This window comes from Cellulomonas taurus, assembly GCF_012931845.1.
GTDB classification, from domain to species: domain Bacteria; phylum Actinomycetota; class Actinomycetes; order Actinomycetales; family Cellulomonadaceae; genus Cellulomonas; species Cellulomonas taurus.
This window is the reverse complement of sequence record NZ_CP051884.1, coordinates 1,391,672-1,409,094: the sequence shown is the minus strand read 5'-3', so window position 1 is coordinate 1,409,094 and position 17,423 is coordinate 1,391,672. Positions and strand designations below refer to the sequence as shown.

The following is a 17,423-nucleotide window of genomic DNA, read 5'->3' as shown; positions in this document are numbered from 1 at the left end:
GTTCGCACGGTCCGGGGCTCCGGGTCGATTCAGCTGAACGAACCGCCGCAGGCGCAGGACGACCCGGCGTTCGGGTTGTCGATGGTGAAGCCCTGCTTCTCGATGGTGTCGGCGAAGTCGATGGTCGCGCCCTCCAGGTACGGCACGCTCATCCGGTCCACGACGACCTCGACGCCGTCGAAGTCGCGCAGGGCGTCCCCGTCCAGCACCCGCTCGTCGAAGTAGAGCTGGTAGATCAGGCCGGAGCAGCCACCGGGCTGCACGGCGATCCGCAGCCGCAGGTCGTCGCGACCCTCCTGCTCGAGCAGGCTGCGCACCTTCCCGGCGGCGACATCGGTCAGCTCGACGCCGTGCGTCGCGGTCTCGGTGGTCTCGCTCATCGTCTCTCCCGTGTCTGTCCGGTCAGTCGTCCTCAGGCAGCAACAGCCGCCCCGCACGATCTGTTCCCACTGTACGACTCCGTCCCTGCGTGGCTGACGGCAGCTCACCGGGACCAGGTGCGTGCGATCCGGGGCAGCCGCGCCCGCAGGGCCGCCGCCGGACCCGCCCGCCAGTCGGCGGCCCGCTCCGGGGACTCGACCACCTCGAAGGCACCGGCGATCCCGGCGGCCCCCCAGTCCCGACGGCCGGTGCGGAGCTGCGCCGCCAGCGCGATCACCGGGATGCCCAGCGGCAGCGCCACGGCACTCACCGCCGGGACGACCCCCTCCTCCAGCGCGGTGCCGTCCAGGACGCCGACACCGGTGACCACCAGATCCGCCGCTTCCACCCGGTCGGCCAGCCGCACCGCATCCGCGATCCAGGTCGCCCCGTCCACGCGACGGGCGCCGAGCAGGCCGAGCGCGAAGGCGGCCCCTCCCCCGGCGCCGGACCCGGGGGCCACCGCCGGACGGGTCCCGGTCACCGCCGTGGCCGTGGGCGGGTGGCCGTGGTCGTGGCCGTGCGGCGTGGTGAGCAGGTTCGTGCGTCCCGGTCCGGCCGCCGTGGTCAGGGCCGCGACCAGGTCGGCCGTCCGCCGTTCGATCGCCTGCGACTCCTCCGCCGTGGCCCGACCGGCGTCGACCAGCGCGGCACTCGCCCCGTTCAGCCCGAGCAGCGCCTGGTCGTGGTGGCCGAGCAGCACCAGGTCCCGGTCGTGCAGCGCCTCCCGCAGCGCCACCAGATCGGCGGTGGACGGTCGGGCGTCGTCCTCGTCCAGCAGCACCCGCAGCAGCCCCCACCCGGCATCGTGCGCGGTGACCCGGCGCGGTCCGGTCCCGATCACGATCCGGGGTGCCCCGGTGTCCAACGCCGCCCGGATCAGGTGCCCCAGACCCGCCGTCGTCGCCTCCGCCACGGGCGCCGATCCGCCGAGTGCCACCGAGCCGTCGACGTAGGCGGTGGGGGCGCCGGAGTCCTCGGTGAGCACCAGCACCGCGCTCGGCACCGGCTCGCCACCGGCGTCCGGCACCGTCACCGCGATCAGCTCGCCGCCACGGGCCGCCTGCAGCACGTCGATCAGACCCGGTCCACCGTCGTTCAGCGGCACCGCCGTCACCCGGTCCTCGGGGCGCGCGTCCTGCCAGCCGGCGCCGATCGCCGCGGCGGCCTCCACCGCCCCGAGCCCCGGCCGGTCGGGCGCTGCGGGGTCGAATCGGCCGGTGCTCACCAGGACATGCATGACCTGATCGTGGCACGTCCTGGCTGTGGGATGATCGGCCGGTGACCCTGCTCACCCAGCCGTCGACGTTCACCGAGCCGCGCTCGTCCGCGCTGCTCCTGCTCGGCCAGGGAACCGACCTGGCCTCCGAGCGAGGGGTGGAGTGTTCCGGTGCGCTGCCCGCCGCCAGCGACCCCGATCTGGTCGAGCGCGCCCGCGCCGCCCGGGCCGCCCTGGGCGAGCGCGCCTTCGTGCTCGGCCACCACTACCAGCGCGACGAGGTCATCGACTTCGCCGACGTCACCGGCGACTCCTTCAAACTCGCCCGGGAGGCCGCCGCCCGGCCCGACGCCGAGTTCATCCTGTTCTGCGGCGTGCACTTCATGGCCGAGTCCGCGGACATCCTGACCTCGGACGCGCAGCAGGTCGTGCTGCCGGACCTGGCCGCCGGGTGCTCAATGGCCGACATGGCCGCCATCGACCAGGTCGAGGACGCCTGGGACGTGCTGGTCGAGGCCGGGATCGCCGAGGACACCGTCCCGGTGACCTACATGAACTCCACCGCCGCGATCAAGGCGTTCACCGGCCGCCACGGCGGCACCGTCTGCACCTCGTCCAACGCGCAGGTCGCGCTGCGCTGGGCCTTCGACCGGGTCGGCGGCGTCGACGGCACCGGGAAGGTGCTGTTCATGCCGGACCAGCACCTGGGCCGCAACACCGCGGTGCTGCAGCTCGGCATCCCGCTGGAGGCGTGCGTCGTCTTCGACCCGCGCAAGCCGAACGGCGGCCTGACCGTCCAGCAGCTGCGCGACGCCCGGATGATCCTGTGGCGCGGGCACTGCTCCGTGCACGGCCGGTTCTCGGAGCGGAACCTGGTCGACGTGCGCGCCACCATCCCGGACGTGACCGTGCTGGTGCACCCGGAGTGCAAGCACGAGGTCGTCACCGGGGCGGACATGGTCGGGTCCACCGAGTACATCATCAAGGCCCTGGAAGCCGCTGAGCCGGGCAGCGCCTGGGCGATCGGCACCGAGCTGAACCTGGTCCGGCGACTGGCCGCCGCCCACCCGGACAAGCGGATCAGCTACCTCGACGACACGGTCTGCTTCTGCTCCACCATGAACCGGATCGACCTGCCGCACCTGGTCTGGGCGATGGAGTCGCTCGCCGAGGGCCGCATGGTCAACCGGATCGTGGTCGACGCCGACGACGCACACTGGGCGCGGGTCGCCCTGGACCAGATGCTGGCACTACCCGGACTCTGACCACCTGGGGGAGAACATGGGCACCGGACACCCGTTGCGGATCGGGATCCTCGCGTTCGACGACGTGGAGGAACTCGACCTGGTGGGCCCCTACGAGGTGCTCACCGCCTGGGCGGACCACTCACCCCTGCGCCCCGAGGTCTGTCTGTTCTCCCCCGACGGCGCCGGTGTGCGTGCCGCCAAGGGCCTGCGCCTGCTGCCCGACACCTCCGCCGCCGAGGTCGGTGACCTGCACGTGCTGATCCACCCCGGCGGACAGGGCACCCGGCGACTCGCCCAGGACCACGACCACCTGGCCTGGTTGCGCGAGCTGCGGCCCACCACGCCGCTGCTCGCGTCGGTGTGCACCGGTGCGTTGGTCTACGCCGCCGCCGGACTGCTGGCCGGTCGACCGGCGACCACGCACTGGCGCGCGGTGGACGAGCTGGCCGCCATCGACCCCAGCGTCATGATCGACACCGAGGCCCGGTTCGTGGACGACGGCGACGTGCTGACCTCGGCCGGAGTGTCCGCGGGCATCGACATGGCCCTGCACCTGGTCGCCCGACTCGAGTCGACGACCGCCGCCCGCGACGTGCGCCGGGGCATCCAGTACGACCCGGCACCACCGGTCTGACCCGCCGAGGTGACAGATTCCGACGCCCGCACCGCCCGGATCGCGTCGGAATCTGTCACCTCAACGCCTCGTCATGCGCAGCGGGTGACGGGTGCTGCGACGGTGGCCCGGGTCAGCGCCCGAGTCGTGCCAGCAGCAGCGCCTCGGCCAGGACCACCCGCTCCAGCTCCGCCAGGTGCACCGACTCGTTGGCGCCGTGCGCGCGGGAGTCCGGGTCCTCGACGCCGGTGACCAGGATGGCCGCGTCCGGGTAGACCTCGAGCAGGTCGGCGATGAACGGGATGGACCCGCCGATGCCGATGTCGACCGGGTCGGTGCCCCACGCGTCGGCGAACGCCTGCCGGGCGGCGCGCATCGCCTCGGAGTCGGCGGGGGCCTGGAACGCCTTGCCGAGCTCGCCGTCGGTGACGGTCACCCGCGCGCCGAAGGGTGCGTGCGACAGCAGGTGCGCGCGCAGCGCCTCCAGCGCGGCGGCCGGGTCCTGTCCCGGGGCGATCCGCATCGAGAGCTTCGCGGTGGCCTTCGGGGTGATGGTGTTCGAGGCGGTGGCGACCCGGGGGGCGTCCAGGCCGATCACCGCGATGGTCGGCTTGGTCCACAGCCGGGAGCTGATCGGGCCGGATCCGGCGAGCTGCACGCCCTCCAGCACCCCGGCGTCCGCGCGGAACGCGGCCTCGTCGTAGTCGACCGCGGGGTCGTCGGCGTGGTGCAGTCCGGCGACCGCGACGTCGCCCTGGTCGTCGTGCAGGGTGGCGATCAACCGGGACAGCAGGGTCACCGCGTCGATCACCGGTCCGCCGAACATGCCGGAGTGGATGGCGTGATCCAGCACCGCGACCTCGACGTCCAGGTCGACCAGCCCACGCAGCGAGGTGGTCAGACCCGGCACGCCCACCCGCCAATTGGAGGAGTCGGCGACCACGATCACGTCGGCCGCCAGCAGGTCCCGGTAGGTGTGCAGGAAGGTGGTGAAGGACGGCGACCCGACCTCCTCCTCCCCCTCGACGAAGACGGTGACGCCCACGTTCAGGTCGTCCGCCAGGGTGCGCAGCGCGCCCAGGTGCGCGACCACACCCGCCTTGTCGTCGGCGGCGCCGCGGCCGAACAGCCGCCCCTCCTTCTCCGTCGGCTCGAACGGCGGGGTGTCCCAGTCGGCGTCGGCTCCCGGGGGCTGCACGTCGTGGTGCGCGTACAGCAGCACCGTGGGGGCGCCGGCCGGGGCAGGACGCCGGGCGACCACCGCGGGGGCACCGGGGGTGCCGTCGGGGCGCGCGACCGACAGGATCTGCACCTCGGGCATCCCGGCGCCGCGCAGCAGGGCGGCGACCGCATCGGCGCTGGCGGCGACATGGGCCTGGTCGAAGTCGCTGTTGGAGACGCTGGGGATGCGGACCAGGTCCTCCAGGTCGGAGCGGACGCCGGGCCAGATGGCCTGCACGCGGTTCCGCAGCTCGGCGACGTCGGGGACGGGAGTGGAGTCGGAGGCTGTCACGGGTCGCCACGCTACTCGACTACGCTGGCGGGGTGTTCGGACGCAGCAAGGACAAGGACGCCGCTCAGCCGCAGGTCGAGACCCCGGCGGTGATCGAGGTGCCGACCGGCAAGGGTCGGCCCACCCCGACCCGGAAGCAGGCCGAGGCCGCCAACCGGCGCCCGCTGGTGCCCGCCGACCGCAAGGCCGCCGCCAAGGACGCCCGCGCCGCCCAGCGGGTCGAGCGCGAGAAGCAGTACCAGGCGATGCAGTCGGGCGACGAGCGCTACCTGCCCGCGAAGGACAAGGGCCCGGTGCGCCGCTACACCCGACTGTTCGTGGACGCCCGCTGGAACCTCGGCGAGCTCTTCCTGCCGATCGCGATCGTGGTGCTGCTGGCGAACATCGGCCTGAGTGCGATCAGCACCTCGGCCGCCTTCGTCGCCCTGATCGCGCTGTACGTCTTCATCCTGCTGATGGTGGTCGACTCGATCATCATGTGGCGGCGGTTGAAGAAGAAGCTGACCGAGAAGTTCGGCGCCGATGCGATCGTCCGCGGCACGATGATGTACGCGATCACCCGGGTGTTCCAGATCCGTCGCGCCCGGCTGCCGAAGCCGCAGAACAAGCACGGTGAGTGGCCCAGCTGAGCAGCTGTCGGCGGAGCGTTTTAGGGTGACGACATGGAATTCCGTCACCTCGGCCGCTCCGGCCTCAAGATCTCCGAGATCACCTACGGCAACTGGCTGACCCACGGCTCCCAGGTCGAGAACGACGCGGCGACCGCCTGCGTGCGCGCCGCCCTGGACGCCGGGATCACCTCCTTCGACACCGCCGACGCCTACGCGAACACCGTCGCGGAGTCGGTGCTCGGCGAGGCGCTCAAGGGCGAGCGTCGGCAGTCGCTCGAGATCTTCACCAAGGTGTACTGGCCGACCGGCCCCAAGGGCCCGAACGACACCGGCCTGTCCCGCAAGCACATCATGGAGTCGATCGACGGGTCGCTGACCCGGCTGCAGACCGACTACGTCGACCTGTACCAGGCGCACCGCTACGACCACGAGACGCCCCTGGAAGAGACCATGCAGGCCTTCGCGGACGTGGTCCGTCAGGGCAAGGCGCTCTACATCGGTGTCTCGGAGTGGACTGCCGACCAGATCCGGGCCGGTGCCGCGCTGGCGAAGGAGCTGGGCTTCCAGCTGGTGTCCAACCAGCCGCAGTACTCGGCGCTGTGGCGGGTCATCGAGGGCGAGGTCGTCCCCGCCTCCGAGGAGCTCGGCCTGTCGCAGATCGTCTGGTCCCCGGTGGCGCAGGGTGTGCTGACCGGCAAGTACCTGCCCGGCCAGCCGCTGCCCGAGGGCTCGCGTGCCACCGACGAGAAGGGCGGCTCGCGCACGATCAAGACCTTCCTCGACCGGCCGAACATCCTGGAGCGGGTGCAGGAGCTCAAGCCGGTGGCGCAGGAGCTGGACCTGTCGCTGGCGCAGCTCGCCGTCGCGTGGGTGCTGCAGAACACCAACGTCGCCGCGGCGATCATCGGCGCCTCCCGCCCGGAGCAGGTCACCGAGAACGTCAAGGCCGCCGGGGTCACCATCCCGGCCGAGCTGATGACCCGGATCGACGACATCCTCGGCGACGCGGTGATCACCGACCCGGCGGAGACGGCCAAGAGCTCGCCCGCCTCGCGCTGATCGCGCACGAAGGCCCCCGACCGGTGCTGCGGTCGGGGGCCTTCGTCGTGCCCGGATCGGCTAGGTGCGCGCCACGCATGTTCCGGACCGCTCCACCCACAACTCCGGGCCGTTCGGGCGCTCCCCGGGCCCGATCACGCAGTCGACCGGCTGCCGCGCTGAGTGGCACCACTCAGGCCCGCCGCCCGGCTGCATAGCCTCCGTGACCGACCTCGCCCTCCCCTGAGAACACGGACTCCCGATGCCCTCTCCCCTCCTGCGTTCCCCGAGCAGTTCATCGCCGGGGGGCCACGGCGGGCACCCCGACCGTGGCTTCACCCTGATCGAGGCCGTGGTGGCGGTGGTGCTGCTGATCGTCATGGCGGTCACGGTGCTGAGCGCGGTGCTGGCGACCACCAAGCTCGCCGACCAGGCACGGTCCCGGACGGTCGCCACCGAGCTGGCGACCCGCGAGGTGGCGGCCGCCCGGACCCTGATCGACGGCGGCGACATCTCGACCGACGACGTGCTCAACGACACCGCGGTCGAGAATCCGACCCCGCTCGACGGTGGCGTGGTCGGCGACGACCTCGTGGTGGGCGGCACCTCGTTCACGGTGTCCCGCCGGATCGGCCTGTCGGCCGGCACCGAGGGCCAGTCACTGTGCGTGAGCGGCACCACCTCGGTCACCGGTCAGGACGCGCTGATGGTCAGGATCGAGGTGTCGGTCACCTGGTCGACCCGCACCACGCTGGCTCCGGTGGACCTCGTCGAGTACGTCGGGCTCCCGAACGGCCTGAAGACCGGGATGGACGCGATCGTCGTGGTCCGGGTGATCGATCCGACCCAGGGTGGCGCAGGGGTGTCCGGGGCCGCCGTGACCCTGCAATCGTCATCCTGGTACTACTCGGTCGAGGCGGGGACCACCGACCAGGACGGATGCGTGGTCGGGCGGGTGCCGAAGAAGACCGTGCAGGTGACGACCAACACCTACACCGTGGTGGCGACCAAGCCCGGGTATGTCGGGCAGGCATGGACCAGCACCGCGGCCTTCGCGATCGGACGGCCAAGTTATGCGAGCGCGCTGATCAACCGCGTGACCCTGTCCTACGCCCCCTCGGCCGCGTTGCGGGTTCATCTCACCACCGAGGACGGCACCGCGGCCGCGACCGATGCCGAGGCCGCGGGTCAGCAGCTCACCCTGATCTGTGCGTCCTCGGGCACGGCGGCGTCGGCCCCCGGCTGGACGACGGAACTGACCGGCGCAGTCCTGGAGGTGGCCGCTGTCTGGCCCTGTGAGTACAGCGCGTACGTCGGCACGGTGCTGCCGTCCACGATGGAAGAGGTCGAGGCGGTCAGCGGCACCACCACGGACATCTGGGTGCGGCCGGGGTACGGCATCGTTCCGGCCCCGGGTTCCCCGGGAGCTCCGACCGCCACGCCCACCCCGGAGCCGGAGCCGACCGCCACCGAGGAGCCCGACGACGGCTCCGCCGCGAGCCCGTCGACCTCCGCGACGCCGACGACTCCGCCACCACCGGAAGTCCCGGAACCGTCCACCCCCGCGACACAGGCCCCGTCGGGGACGGAGACGACACCGTGAACCGGGCGGTGGCTCGACTGCGCCGCAGCACCGCGCTGCACGGCACCGACGCCGAGCGCGGGATGTCGCTGGCTGAGCTGCTGGTCGCCATGACGATCATGGCGATGGTCGCGGTCGCCGTGGTCACCCTGACGATCGGGATCCAACGCACCAACGGTCGCGCCTGGGGCCGGACCGACGACACCACCGCCGCCCAGTACGCCTTCCGGGTGATCGAGAAGGCGGTCCCCTACGCGCTCCGACCGCAGGCGTACGCGGAGGCCATGACGACCCCGGTGCTGGCGGGCGACGGCAACCGGCTCGACGTGATCATCCGCGACCCGGACAGCGTCGAGAACTACGTGCTGGTGGAGTTCGAGATCGCCGACCAGCAGTTGGTGGAACGCCGCACCAGCCTGGCCGACATCGCCGATGCCGACGAACTGCGCGCGCTCCTGCCGCTGAGTGCCGGGTGCGAGGCCCGCACGTGTGAGACCCGCACGCTGGTGGACGGCCTGCTCGACGGTTCCGGCCTGGACTACCTGGACCGCGAATCGGCCACGGTCGAGGCGTCCGGTGCCGTCGCCGCCATCGAATTCACCCTGGTCGTGCGCACCAACCCGCGACAGCAGGAGACCCCCAGCACCCACCGCGATCGCATCCACTTGAAGAACGTCGGAAAGGCCAGCGCATGATCCGCCAGCTCCACAGCGGCAGCTCCTCGGACGAGGGGATGAGCGTGGTGATGGTGGTGATCTCGTTCACCGTGTTGTTCGCCATCGTGCTCACCACCAGCCTGTACGTGCTCCGCTCGCTGCGACCGACCGCTGCGTACACCGACAGCGAGAAGGCGCTGTCCGCGGCGGAGTCGGGGATCACCGACTACCTGACCCGCGCCGGCGCCGACCCGACCTACCTGCAGAGGACCGACTGCGAGAACGCGGCACTCCAAGCGCCGACCACCGACGCGGCCTGCGGCTGGGACGAGGACACCGCGATCGGCTGGGCACCGGTCGATCGGAACAAGGATGCCGACGCCTCCCCCGCCTACCACTACGAGGTGCTGGGCTGGGACGAACAGAACGGGACCGAGGCGTCGCAGCTGAGTCTGCGGGTGACCGGCCGTTCGGGTGCGGAGTACCGCACGGTGGAAGTGCAGGCCACTCGCACGTCCACCGAGCAGTACGCGGGGTACCAGAATCACTGGGCCCTGCCGCTGACCACCTGCGTCGACTCGAACGGCGCCCGGATCTACCAGCGCACGCCCACCGTCCATCAAGGGTCGAACACCCCCCGGTGCCTGCGCACGTTGAATGCGATGGGGACCCAGTTCGGGTGGTACAACGGGACGGGCAGCATCACGGCGAGTTCCGGTGCGTACGACTGGCCGCTGCACGCCTGGGCGAACCCGGTCAACGGGGACTTCTTCACCAACGACATCGGCTTCATCAACCCGGGACCGGCGAGCCAGAACCCCGATGAGCAGTCGAAGCGCGGTTCGTATCAGGTCAACGGGGTGCTGTCGGTGGCGAACCCGTTCTGCACCGACACGACGTTCGCCAAGAACTGGAAGGCCGACACCGTCCTCTCCACCGACTGTGCCGTGCTGCCGACGAACACCAGCAGCGGAGTCGCCGAGTCGCGGGTGACGACGACCGAGGCACCGCAGCTGTCGGCGACCCAGACGCTGCCGTACGACACCACCTCGCTGGCGACGGCTCCCGGGTGCCGCTACTACGGTCCGACCAGGATCGTCGCCGAGAGCGACGGGACCCTGCGGGTCTGGTCCAAGCAATCGGTGTACCCCGAGCTGACCATCGCCGTCGCCTCGTCCGACGGCACCACCCCGACCTGCGGGACCAGCATCGAGCTGGGGTCCGACGAGGGTGCGCACATCGACGTCCCGGCCGACATGGTCGTCTACGTCGCCGACCTGCCCGCAGACGTGGTCAGCAACCACGGTGTGGTCAACGACCGGCTGGAGGCCGGTGAGATCGGCGGCAACGCGACCTACGGCTACCTGCCGATCGGCGAGACGCTGGCGTCGGTGCTGGACGGCACCCCGACCCAGACCACCGCCATCCGGCTGGACACCAGTACGTATTCGTCCTCCCGCTACCGGACCAAGGGCAACCTGTGGATCGAGGGCCGGTACCAGGGGAAGTTCACGGTCGGGTCCTCCGGTGCTGTCCTGATCACCGGCGACCTGGTGGCCGCCGACGGGACAGCCGAGGGGACCGACCAGCTCGGCATCGTCGCGAACGATGTGACGCTGGTGGATCACCGCCTGATCCGACTCGACCGGGTCGCGCGGCGCGGGAGCGAGATCATCGTCCAAGACATGGCCGGCGGGTACTTCCTGTACATCGAGGGCGTGGATGCCGCGTCGGGCACGCTCGGAGACTGGCCGCACGACTACAACCGCAACCGCGATCAGGTCCAGATCGACGCGGCGATCCAGGTGCTGACCAGTGGCTTCGGTTACCAGGACGGTGGCATCTGTGCCCAGTCGAGTCCGTGGAACAGCTACGACCGATACGACGGATGGACTGGACTGCCCGACACGGGACTGGGTGTCGATATGGTGCCGTTCTACTTCGCGTTCCCGGGTGTGGAACACGGCGACCGGGACAACTCCCTCGCCGGCTCGCGGCCTTCCTTCCAGGCGACCGTCACCGAACCGGCCGATGGTTCGGCCACGATCGATGTCACGGTGACCGGGTCAGTGGCGCAGAACTACCTCGGCACCACCGGCGTCCGCACGGAGTTCGCCCACACCTCGGGCTACAGCGGCGCATCCGATTCCTGGGACGTCGTCACCTGGAACCCCGGCAGCTGCGGGATGGACCTCACCGTCGACTACGACGACCGGTTGCGGTCGACCACCCCGCCCTACCTGCTCCGCTTCACCGACGTCGGCTGGCAGCGCGGCGCGTCCACCGAGGTGACCACCCCCGCCTCGGTGCGGTCCTGAGTCACCGGCACCGCGAACTTCGGCATCAGCCAGCCCAGGATCGGCCCGACCGACAGCGCGTACAGCACGGTGCCCACGCCGACCGTGCCGCCGAGCGCCCAGCCGATCAGCACCACGGTCAGCTCGATCCCGATCCTGATCGGCGCCACCTTGCCGCCGGTGCGGGCCACCAGGCCGGTCATCAACCCGTCGCGGGGCCCGGGGCCGAGCCGGGCACCGATGTACAGCGCTCCGGCCAGGCCGTTCAGGGCGATCCCGGCCAGCATCAGGGCCACCCGGGCGATCAGCGGCAGCTGTTCCGGCAGGAGGTTCAGCAGGGCGACGAACGGGTCGACCAGCACCCCGATCACCAGCACGTTGGCCACGGTGCCGACACCCGGGCGCTGCCGGAGCGGGATCCAGCACAGCAGGACCAGCACGCTGCTGACCAGCACGGACCTGCCGAGCGACCACCCGAACTGGACCGACAGACCCTGGCTGAGCACGTCCCACGGCATGGAGCCGAGGGCGGGGTGCACCACCATGGCGATGGAGAGGGCGTAGAGGCTGAGCCCGAGGAAGAGCTGGAGCAGACGGCGAGGCATGGCCTGATCCTGTCCCACGATTGGCCTTCCCCTCGATAGCCAATTCCGGCAAAGTGGCCTGCATGCCTGCGCTTCCCGCCGACCGCCGGATCTCCGGTCCCCGCACCGCCACCGCACTGGGCACCTGGCGGCGCCCCGGACCGGCGCACGCCGCCCTGTCGGACGCCCTGCGCCGTGCGGTGCTGGCCGGGTCCCTGCCACTGTCCACCCGGATGCCGGCCGAGCGCGAGCTGGCCACGGCGCTGGGGGTCTCCCGGACCACCATCACCACCGCCTATGACACCCTGCGCAGCGAGGGGTTCCTGCTCAGCCGCCAGGGCGCGGGGACGATCACCGCCCTCCCCCGCGGCGACCGGGCGCGACCGGCTCCGGCCGGCTACGGCGGCGAGGGGATCGTCGATCTGTCGATCGCCGCCTCCGCCGCGCCACCCGAACTGCGTGCCGCCACGCTCGCGGCGCTCGACCGGTTGCCCGCGCACGCCGACCACGGCTATCTGCCGCACGGTCTGCCGGAGCTGCGCGCGGTGATCGCCCAGCGGTACACCGAGCGCGGGACGCCGACCACACCGGAGCAGATCCTGATCACCACCGGCGCACAACACGCGATCGCCCTGGTGACCCAGAGCCACGCCGGCCCGGGTGATCGGGTGGTGGTGGAGCAGCCGACCTACGTGCACGCCATCGACGCGGTGCGGGCGTCCGGGGCGCGACCGGTGCCGGTCCCGACCGGGCCCGACGGGGTGGACCTGGCGCTGCTGGCCTCGACCCTGCGCCAGGTGGCACCGCGCCTGGTGTACCTGGTCCCGGACTTTCAGAACCCGACCGGATCGTGTCTGGACGCCGACGCCCGGGCCGAGATCCGGGAGCTGGCCCGCCGCACCGGGACGACGATCGTCGGCGACGAGGTGCTGACCGATCTGGTGCTGGACGGACCGGCACCGGACAGCTGGGCGGGTGACGGCCGCAATCCCCGCGTGGTGGCGATCGGATCGGTGTCCAAGTCGCACTGGGGCGGCCTGCGGGTCGGCTGGCTGCGCGGGCCGGCGGAGCTGACGACCCGGTTGGCCCTCTCCCGACGCAGCGCGGACCTGGGCACCGCCGTGCTGGACCAGCTGATCGCCACCGAGCTGCTGTCGGCCGGGCCGGGTGCCGTGCCCGGACGGGTCCAGGCACTGCGCACCGGGCGGGACGTCCTGGTGGACCTGCTGCGCGATCGTCTGCCGCAGTGGGAGCTGACGGTGCCGCGCGGCGGGCAGAGCCTGTGGGTGGACCTGGGATCACCGGTGTCGTCGGCGCTGAGCGCGCTCGCCCTGGCGCACGGGGTGCGCCTGCTGCCCGGTCCCGCGTTCGGGGTGGACGGCGGGCTGGAGGACAGGCTGCGGCTGCCGTTCACCGCCGCGCCGTCGGACCTGGAACGCGCGGTGGACGGTCTCGCCCTCGCCTGGGCGGCGCTGTGCGGAGCACCGAGCGCTCCCCCCACACCCCAGCGAACGGCGGTCGCCGTCTGAGCCGTACCGTGCGGTGCGGCGTGATCCGGGCGGTTCAGCCCGCCGGGAAGGTCATGGTCTCCGGCACCGCACGCAGGTCGTAGCGCGGCGGCACCACGGTCCCCGCACTGGTCAGCACGGCCGACGCGGCACCCTGGTCGCGGAGGGCACGCCAGTGCAGCCCGAACCACTCCTCGGCGTCGAACCGGCCGACGAACTGCGGCGACACCGGGCGGTCCAGCACCTGGCCGTCGACACCGGCGTACTGCCAGGACCACTGCGGGGTCAGGTCGGTCATGCCGCCAGCTCCTTCGCGATCCGGGAGGCCCAGAACGGACCCTGGTAGATGAAGCCGGTGTAGCCCTGCACCAGGGTCGCCCCGGCGTCCAGGTAGGCGCGCGCGTCGGCGCCGGTGGTGATCCCGCCGACCCCGATGATCACCGGGTCCGGGCCGAGCCGGTCGCGCAGGCGCCGCACGACGGCGAGCCCCCGCTCCAGCAGCGGCGGTCCGGAGACCCCGCCGGGGCCCAGGTCGTGCGCGATGGTCGTGTTGACGGCGACGACCCCGTCCAGTCCGAGTTCGAGCGCCAGATCGGCGACGGCGTCCACGTCGGCGTCCGCCAGGTCGGGCGCGATCTTGACCAGCAGCGGCACCCGGGCGCGCCCGGCAGCGACGGTGGCCCGGTCGGCGGCGGCTCGGGTGGCCTGCAGCACCGGACGCAGCGACTCGACCGACTGCAGGTCGCGCAGCCCCGGGGTGTTCGGCGAGGACACGTTCACCACCAGGTAGTCGGCGAACGGCGCGAGACGCTCGGCGGAGGTGGCGTAGTCGTCGGCAGCCTGCTCGACCGGGGTCACCTTGGTCTTGCCGATGTTCACCCCGACCACCGCGGAGCGACCGGCCGGTGTGCTGCGCAGCCGCGCCAGCGTCCGGGCGACCTCCACCGACCCGCGGTTGTTGAAGCCCATCCGGTTCCGCAGCGCGCGGTCCTCGACCATCCGCCACAGCCGAGGCTGCTCGTTGCCCGGCTGCGGGTGGGCGGTGACCGTGCCGACCTCCACGAAGCCGAAGCCGAGCATGGTCAGTCCGGGCACGCCGACCGCGTCCTTGTCGAAGCCGGCGGCGACCCCGAAGGCGGAGGGGAAGGTCCGCCCGAGTGCGTGCACCCGGCCCGCCGCGGGGATCGCGAGCACTCGCCGGATCACCCCGCGCAGCACCGGGACGCGGGCGGCGAGGCGGATCAGCGCGAACGCCCGGTGGTGGGCGTCCTCGGGGTCGAGGCGGACGAAGACCAGGCGGAACAGGAGGTCGTACACGGCCCCCAACCTAGTCGGTCGGCAGTGCCCGACGCTGGGACCGGCCGGTGTGCCACAGCCAGGCCAACCCGGCGAACGGCAGGATCAACGGGATGAACCCGTAGTCCCGACCGAACCACGACCACACCGTCCGGTCCGGGAAGTCGGCGGCGTCCACCAGGGTGAGCACCCCGACCGTGAGCACACCGACCAGCTCGATGCCGACCGCCGCCCACGCCACCGGCCGCCAGTCCTTGGCCAGCGCCAGGGTCGCCACGAGGTAGATCACCCCGGCCACCGCCGACAGGGTGTAGGCCAGTGGCGCGGCGTCGAACTCGCGGATCAGCTGGCTGACCCCGCGGGCGGTCGCCGCGAGGGCGAACAGCCCGTAGACCGCGACCAGCACCCGGCCCGGTCCGGTCGAGGTGGACGTCGTGGACGCTGACATTCAGTTCCCCCAGGTCTGGGCGATGCGGAGTTGCAGGAAGGCCACGGCGACCGACGCGATCAGCAGCACCACCGAGGACCAGCGGCTGCGCTCGGCGAAGGCCCACAGGGCGGCGGCGGGCAGCAGGACGAGCTGGGTGACGACGTAGCTCCAGAACACCGCCGGTTCGGCCGGAACCGTCCCGGACGCGTGGCGCACGCCCGCGACCACGGCCTGGACCAGCATCAGTCCTTCCACCACCGCCCCGCCCCACAGCTGACGCAGGATCACCGCGCGGTCCCGGATCGCGAACCACAGCGCCCACAGTCCGAGGGCGGCGGCGGCGAGGGCGACCAACAGGGTCAGGGGCGGCGTCACGGGTCCACGGTATCGGCGCGAGGACTAGAGTCGGTCCCGTGCCTCGAGTGACGTTGACCTCCACGACCCCCGCCCGCCTGTCCGTCGACGCCCTGGTCGTCGCGGTCGCCCAGACCGGAGAGGGCCGACCCCCGCGGTTGCTGGCAGCCGACTGGCTGCCCGCCGACCTGGCGTCGAACCTGACCGATCTGGCGGTTCCGCTCGGCGCGACCGGTGCCGTCGACCAGGTCCGCACCATCCCGGCGTCCGGCCTGAAGGCGAAGCTGGTCGTGCTGACCGGTGTCGGTGCGCTGGCGGACGGTGCCACCCCGGAGCCGGAGACGCTGCGCCGGGCAGCCGGTGCCGCACTGCGCGAGCTGTCCGGTGTGCAGTCGGTGGCCGTGGCGCTGCCCGCCGCCGATGCCCAGCAGGTCGCCGCGGTGGCCGAGGGCGCGCTGTTCGGCGCCTACAGCTACACCCGGTACGTGACCACCCCCGCCGGTGCGCCCGCGCTCGCCGGCATCGAGATCGTCACCCCGCGCGCCAAGGACAAGGCGGCCGTCGCCGCACTGTCCCGGGCCGAGGTGCTGGCGGCCGCGGTGCACGGCGTGCGCGACCTGGTGAACGCGGCACCGAACGACCTGTTCCCCGCCGCCTTCGCCGACGCCGCCAAGACCGCGGTGAAGGACTCCGGCGCCAAGGGCATCAAGGTCAGCGTCCTGGACGAGAAGCAGCTCGCCGCCGGTGGGTACGGCGGTCTGGTCGGCGTCGGCCAGGGCTCGGTGCGCCCGCCCCGGCTGGTCAAGGTGTCGTACACCCCGTCCCGACCGAAGGCCAAGGTGGCACTGGTCGGCAAGGGCATCACCTTCGACTCCGGCGGCATCTCGATCAAGCCCGCCGCCGGGATGGACGCGATGAAGTCCGACATGGCCGGCGCCGCCGCCGTGCTGCACACCGTGATCGCCGCCGCCCGTCTGGAGCTGCCGGTCGCCGTCACCGGGTGGCTGTGCCTGGCCGAGAACATGCCGTCGGGCACCGCCCAGCGCCCCTCCGACGTGCTGACGATCCGGGGTGGCAAGACGGTCGAGGTGCTGAACACCGACGCTGAGGGCCGCCTGGTGATGGCCGACGGCCTGGTCGCCGCGGTGGAGGAGAAGCCGGACGTGGTGCTCGACATCGCCACCCTGACCGGCGCGCAGCTGATCGCGCTCGGCCCCCGGGTGTCCGCGGTGATGGGCACCGACCCGGTGCGCGCCGAGGTGGTGGACGCCGCCGGTGCCTCCGGTGAGCAGTTCTGGCCGATGCCGCTGCCGAAGGACCTGCGTCCGGGCCTGAACTCGAAGGTCGCCGACATCGCGAACATCTCCGACCGGTTCGGCGGGATGCTGACCGCCGGGATCTTCCTGCAGGAGTTCGTCGGATCGACCCCGTGGGCGCACCTGGACATCGCCGGACCCGCCTTCAACGAGAAGGCACCGTTCGGCTACACCCCGGCCGGTGGCACCGGCGTGGGCGTGCGCACCCTGCTGTCGCTGATCGAGGGCCGCGCCGGTCGCTGACCGTCTCGCACGACGAAGGGCCGCTCTCCGACCGGGAGGGCGGCCCTTCGTCGTGCTGGCGGCTCAGGCGTCGCGGCGGGCCGCTCGCTCCTTGGCGGCCCGCTCGCGGGTGATCCGCTGCCGGGTGTTCCAGTCCCGCATCCGCTGCGGATAGCCGGTGCGCTGGACGTCGTAGACCGGGATGCCGAGCTTGCGGGCGATCTCCCCCGCCGCTTTGCCGTCCGGCACCCGACGCCGGGTCCATTCCCCATCGGTGGCGATCAGCATCAGGGTGGTCTGCGTGACGTTGGTCGGCGGTTCGACGTAGGCCTCGACGCCGACCCGGGTGCGGACGAACTCGGTCAGGTGCTCCACGGTGGCCTGCTGCGCGGCCCGACCGGACGGCGCGGGCGCGCCGGGATCCGCGGGGTCGGCGCGGCGCTTGCGACGGGAGAACAGGCCCATGCGGGTCAGGGTAACGGCGCACGCCTGGGAGTTGCCTGGACTTCAGCCGGGA

18 protein-coding genes are annotated in these 17,423 nt (G+C 72.1%); 9 read left to right on the top strand and 9 right to left on the bottom strand.

Translation table 11 applies throughout. From position 1 onward, the window contains the following. Positions 1 to 29: 29 nt before the first annotated feature. Together erpA and HGK68_RS06525 are read right to left on the bottom strand one after the other, a co-directional pair. Positions 30 to 380 carry an iron-sulfur cluster insertion protein ErpA gene (erpA, locus tag HGK68_RS06530; RefSeq protein WP_169165242.1) on the bottom strand — a complete coding sequence of 117 codons (351 nt, stop codon included), beginning with the start codon at positions 378 to 380 and terminating at the stop codon, positions 30 to 32. 104 nt (positions 381 to 484) lie between these two features. Further along, positions 485 to 1,660 carry a glycerate kinase gene (locus HGK68_RS06525; protein WP_169165241.1) on the bottom strand — a complete coding sequence of 392 codons (1,176 nt, stop codon included), beginning with the start codon at positions 1,658 to 1,660 and terminating at the stop codon, positions 485 to 487. Between the two features lie 41 nt (positions 1,661 to 1,701). On the opposite strand from HGK68_RS06525, the gene nadA reads away from it, so the two are divergent. Continuing rightward, positions 1,702 to 2,904: a quinolinate synthase NadA gene (nadA, locus tag HGK68_RS06520; RefSeq protein WP_169165240.1), complete on the top strand. Its 1,203-nt coding sequence runs from the start codon at positions 1,702 to 1,704 to the stop codon at positions 2,902 to 2,904. Between the two features lie 16 nt (positions 2,905 to 2,920). Further along, the gene (locus tag HGK68_RS06515) at positions 2,921 to 3,520 is read left to right on the top strand and encodes a DJ-1/PfpI family protein (RefSeq protein ID WP_169165239.1); all 600 of its coding nucleotides are present in this window, start codon (positions 2,921 to 2,923) and stop codon (positions 3,518 to 3,520) included. A 112-nt stretch (positions 3,521 to 3,632) separates the two neighbouring features. Here the strand turns inward: HGK68_RS06515 and HGK68_RS06510 are convergent, their stop codons facing one another. Next, positions 3,633 to 5,012 (bottom strand): dipeptidase, encoded by a 1,380-nt coding sequence (locus HGK68_RS06510; protein ID WP_169165238.1) that lies wholly within the window; start codon positions 5,010 to 5,012, stop codon positions 3,633 to 3,635. Positions 5,013 to 5,044: 32 nt separating this feature from the next. Between HGK68_RS06510 and HGK68_RS06505 the strand changes: the two genes are divergently transcribed. The 5 genes from HGK68_RS06505 to HGK68_RS06485 all read left to right on the top strand — a co-directional run bounded on the left by HGK68_RS06505 (position 5,045) and on the right by HGK68_RS06485 (position 11,217). After that, on the top strand, positions 5,045 to 5,641 hold the full coding sequence (locus HGK68_RS06505) for a DUF3043 domain-containing protein (protein WP_169165237.1): 597 nt from the start codon (positions 5,045 to 5,047) through the stop codon (positions 5,639 to 5,641). 33 nt (positions 5,642 to 5,674) lie between these two features. Next, positions 5,675 to 6,682 (top strand): aldo/keto reductase family protein, encoded by a 1,008-nt coding sequence (locus HGK68_RS06500; protein WP_169165236.1) that lies wholly within the window; start codon positions 5,675 to 5,677, stop codon positions 6,680 to 6,682. 241 nt (positions 6,683 to 6,923) lie between these two features. Then, complete coding sequence (locus HGK68_RS06495; RefSeq protein WP_169165235.1) at positions 6,924 to 8,264, top strand: hypothetical protein; 1,341 nt, start codon at positions 6,924 to 6,926, stop codon at positions 8,262 to 8,264. After that, a complete protein-coding gene (locus HGK68_RS06490; RefSeq protein WP_169165234.1) occupies positions 8,261 to 8,938 on the top strand; it encodes a PulJ/GspJ family protein in 678 nt (225 codons plus the stop codon). The genes HGK68_RS06495 and HGK68_RS06490 overlap by 4 nt, the downstream gene beginning before the upstream one ends. Beyond that, complete coding sequence (locus HGK68_RS06485; RefSeq protein ID WP_169165233.1) at positions 8,935 to 11,217, top strand: hypothetical protein; 2,283 nt, start codon at positions 8,935 to 8,937, stop codon at positions 11,215 to 11,217. The genes HGK68_RS06490 and HGK68_RS06485 overlap by 4 nt, the downstream gene beginning before the upstream one ends. On the opposite strand, the gene yczE is transcribed toward HGK68_RS06485, so the two are convergent. Beyond that, positions 11,136 to 11,801, bottom strand: coding sequence for a membrane protein YczE (gene yczE, locus HGK68_RS06480; protein WP_169165232.1), 666 nt, complete (start codon positions 11,799 to 11,801; stop codon positions 11,136 to 11,138). The genes HGK68_RS06485 and yczE overlap by 82 nt on opposite strands. A 62-nt stretch (positions 11,802 to 11,863) precedes the next feature. Here yczE and yczR point away from each other — a divergent pair, with 62 nt between their 5' ends. Next, entirely contained in the window at positions 11,864 to 13,309 is a 1,446-nt protein-coding gene (yczR, locus tag HGK68_RS06475; protein ID WP_169165231.1) for a MocR-like transcription factor YczR, read from the top strand. A gap of 34 nt (positions 13,310 to 13,343) precedes the next feature. Here the strand turns inward: yczR and HGK68_RS06470 are convergent, their stop codons facing one another. The 4 genes from HGK68_RS06470 to HGK68_RS06455 are packed head-to-tail and all read right to left on the bottom strand — an operon-like array spanning position 13,344 to position 15,389. Further along, positions 13,344 to 13,586 (bottom strand): hypothetical protein, encoded by a 243-nt coding sequence (locus HGK68_RS06470; RefSeq protein WP_169165230.1) that lies wholly within the window; start codon positions 13,584 to 13,586, stop codon positions 13,344 to 13,346. Continuing rightward, positions 13,583 to 14,605 carry a quinone-dependent dihydroorotate dehydrogenase gene (locus tag HGK68_RS06465; protein ID WP_169165229.1) on the bottom strand — a complete coding sequence of 341 codons (1,023 nt, stop codon included), beginning with the start codon at positions 14,603 to 14,605 and terminating at the stop codon, positions 13,583 to 13,585. Before HGK68_RS06465 ends, HGK68_RS06470 begins: the two co-directional genes overlap by 4 nt. Positions 14,606 to 14,615: 10 nt before the next feature. Beyond that, complete coding sequence (locus HGK68_RS06460) at positions 14,616 to 15,032, bottom strand: hypothetical protein (RefSeq protein WP_169165228.1); 417 nt, start codon at positions 15,030 to 15,032, stop codon at positions 14,616 to 14,618. Further along, positions 15,033 to 15,389 carry a hypothetical protein gene (locus HGK68_RS06455; protein WP_169165227.1) on the bottom strand — a complete coding sequence of 119 codons (357 nt, stop codon included), beginning with the start codon at positions 15,387 to 15,389 and terminating at the stop codon, positions 15,033 to 15,035. Between the two features lie 38 nt (positions 15,390 to 15,427). On the opposite strand from HGK68_RS06455, the gene HGK68_RS06450 reads away from it, so the two are divergent. After that, entirely contained in the window at positions 15,428 to 16,927 is a 1,500-nt protein-coding gene (locus HGK68_RS06450; RefSeq protein WP_169165226.1) for a leucyl aminopeptidase, read from the top strand. 63 nt (positions 16,928 to 16,990) lie between these two features. Here HGK68_RS06450 and HGK68_RS06445 read toward each other — a convergent pair whose 3' ends face one another. Beyond that, positions 16,991 to 17,371 carry an oxidoreductase gene (locus HGK68_RS06445; RefSeq protein ID WP_169165225.1) on the bottom strand — a complete coding sequence of 127 codons (381 nt, stop codon included), beginning with the start codon at positions 17,369 to 17,371 and terminating at the stop codon, positions 16,991 to 16,993. Positions 17,372 to 17,423 lie beyond the last annotated feature (52 nt).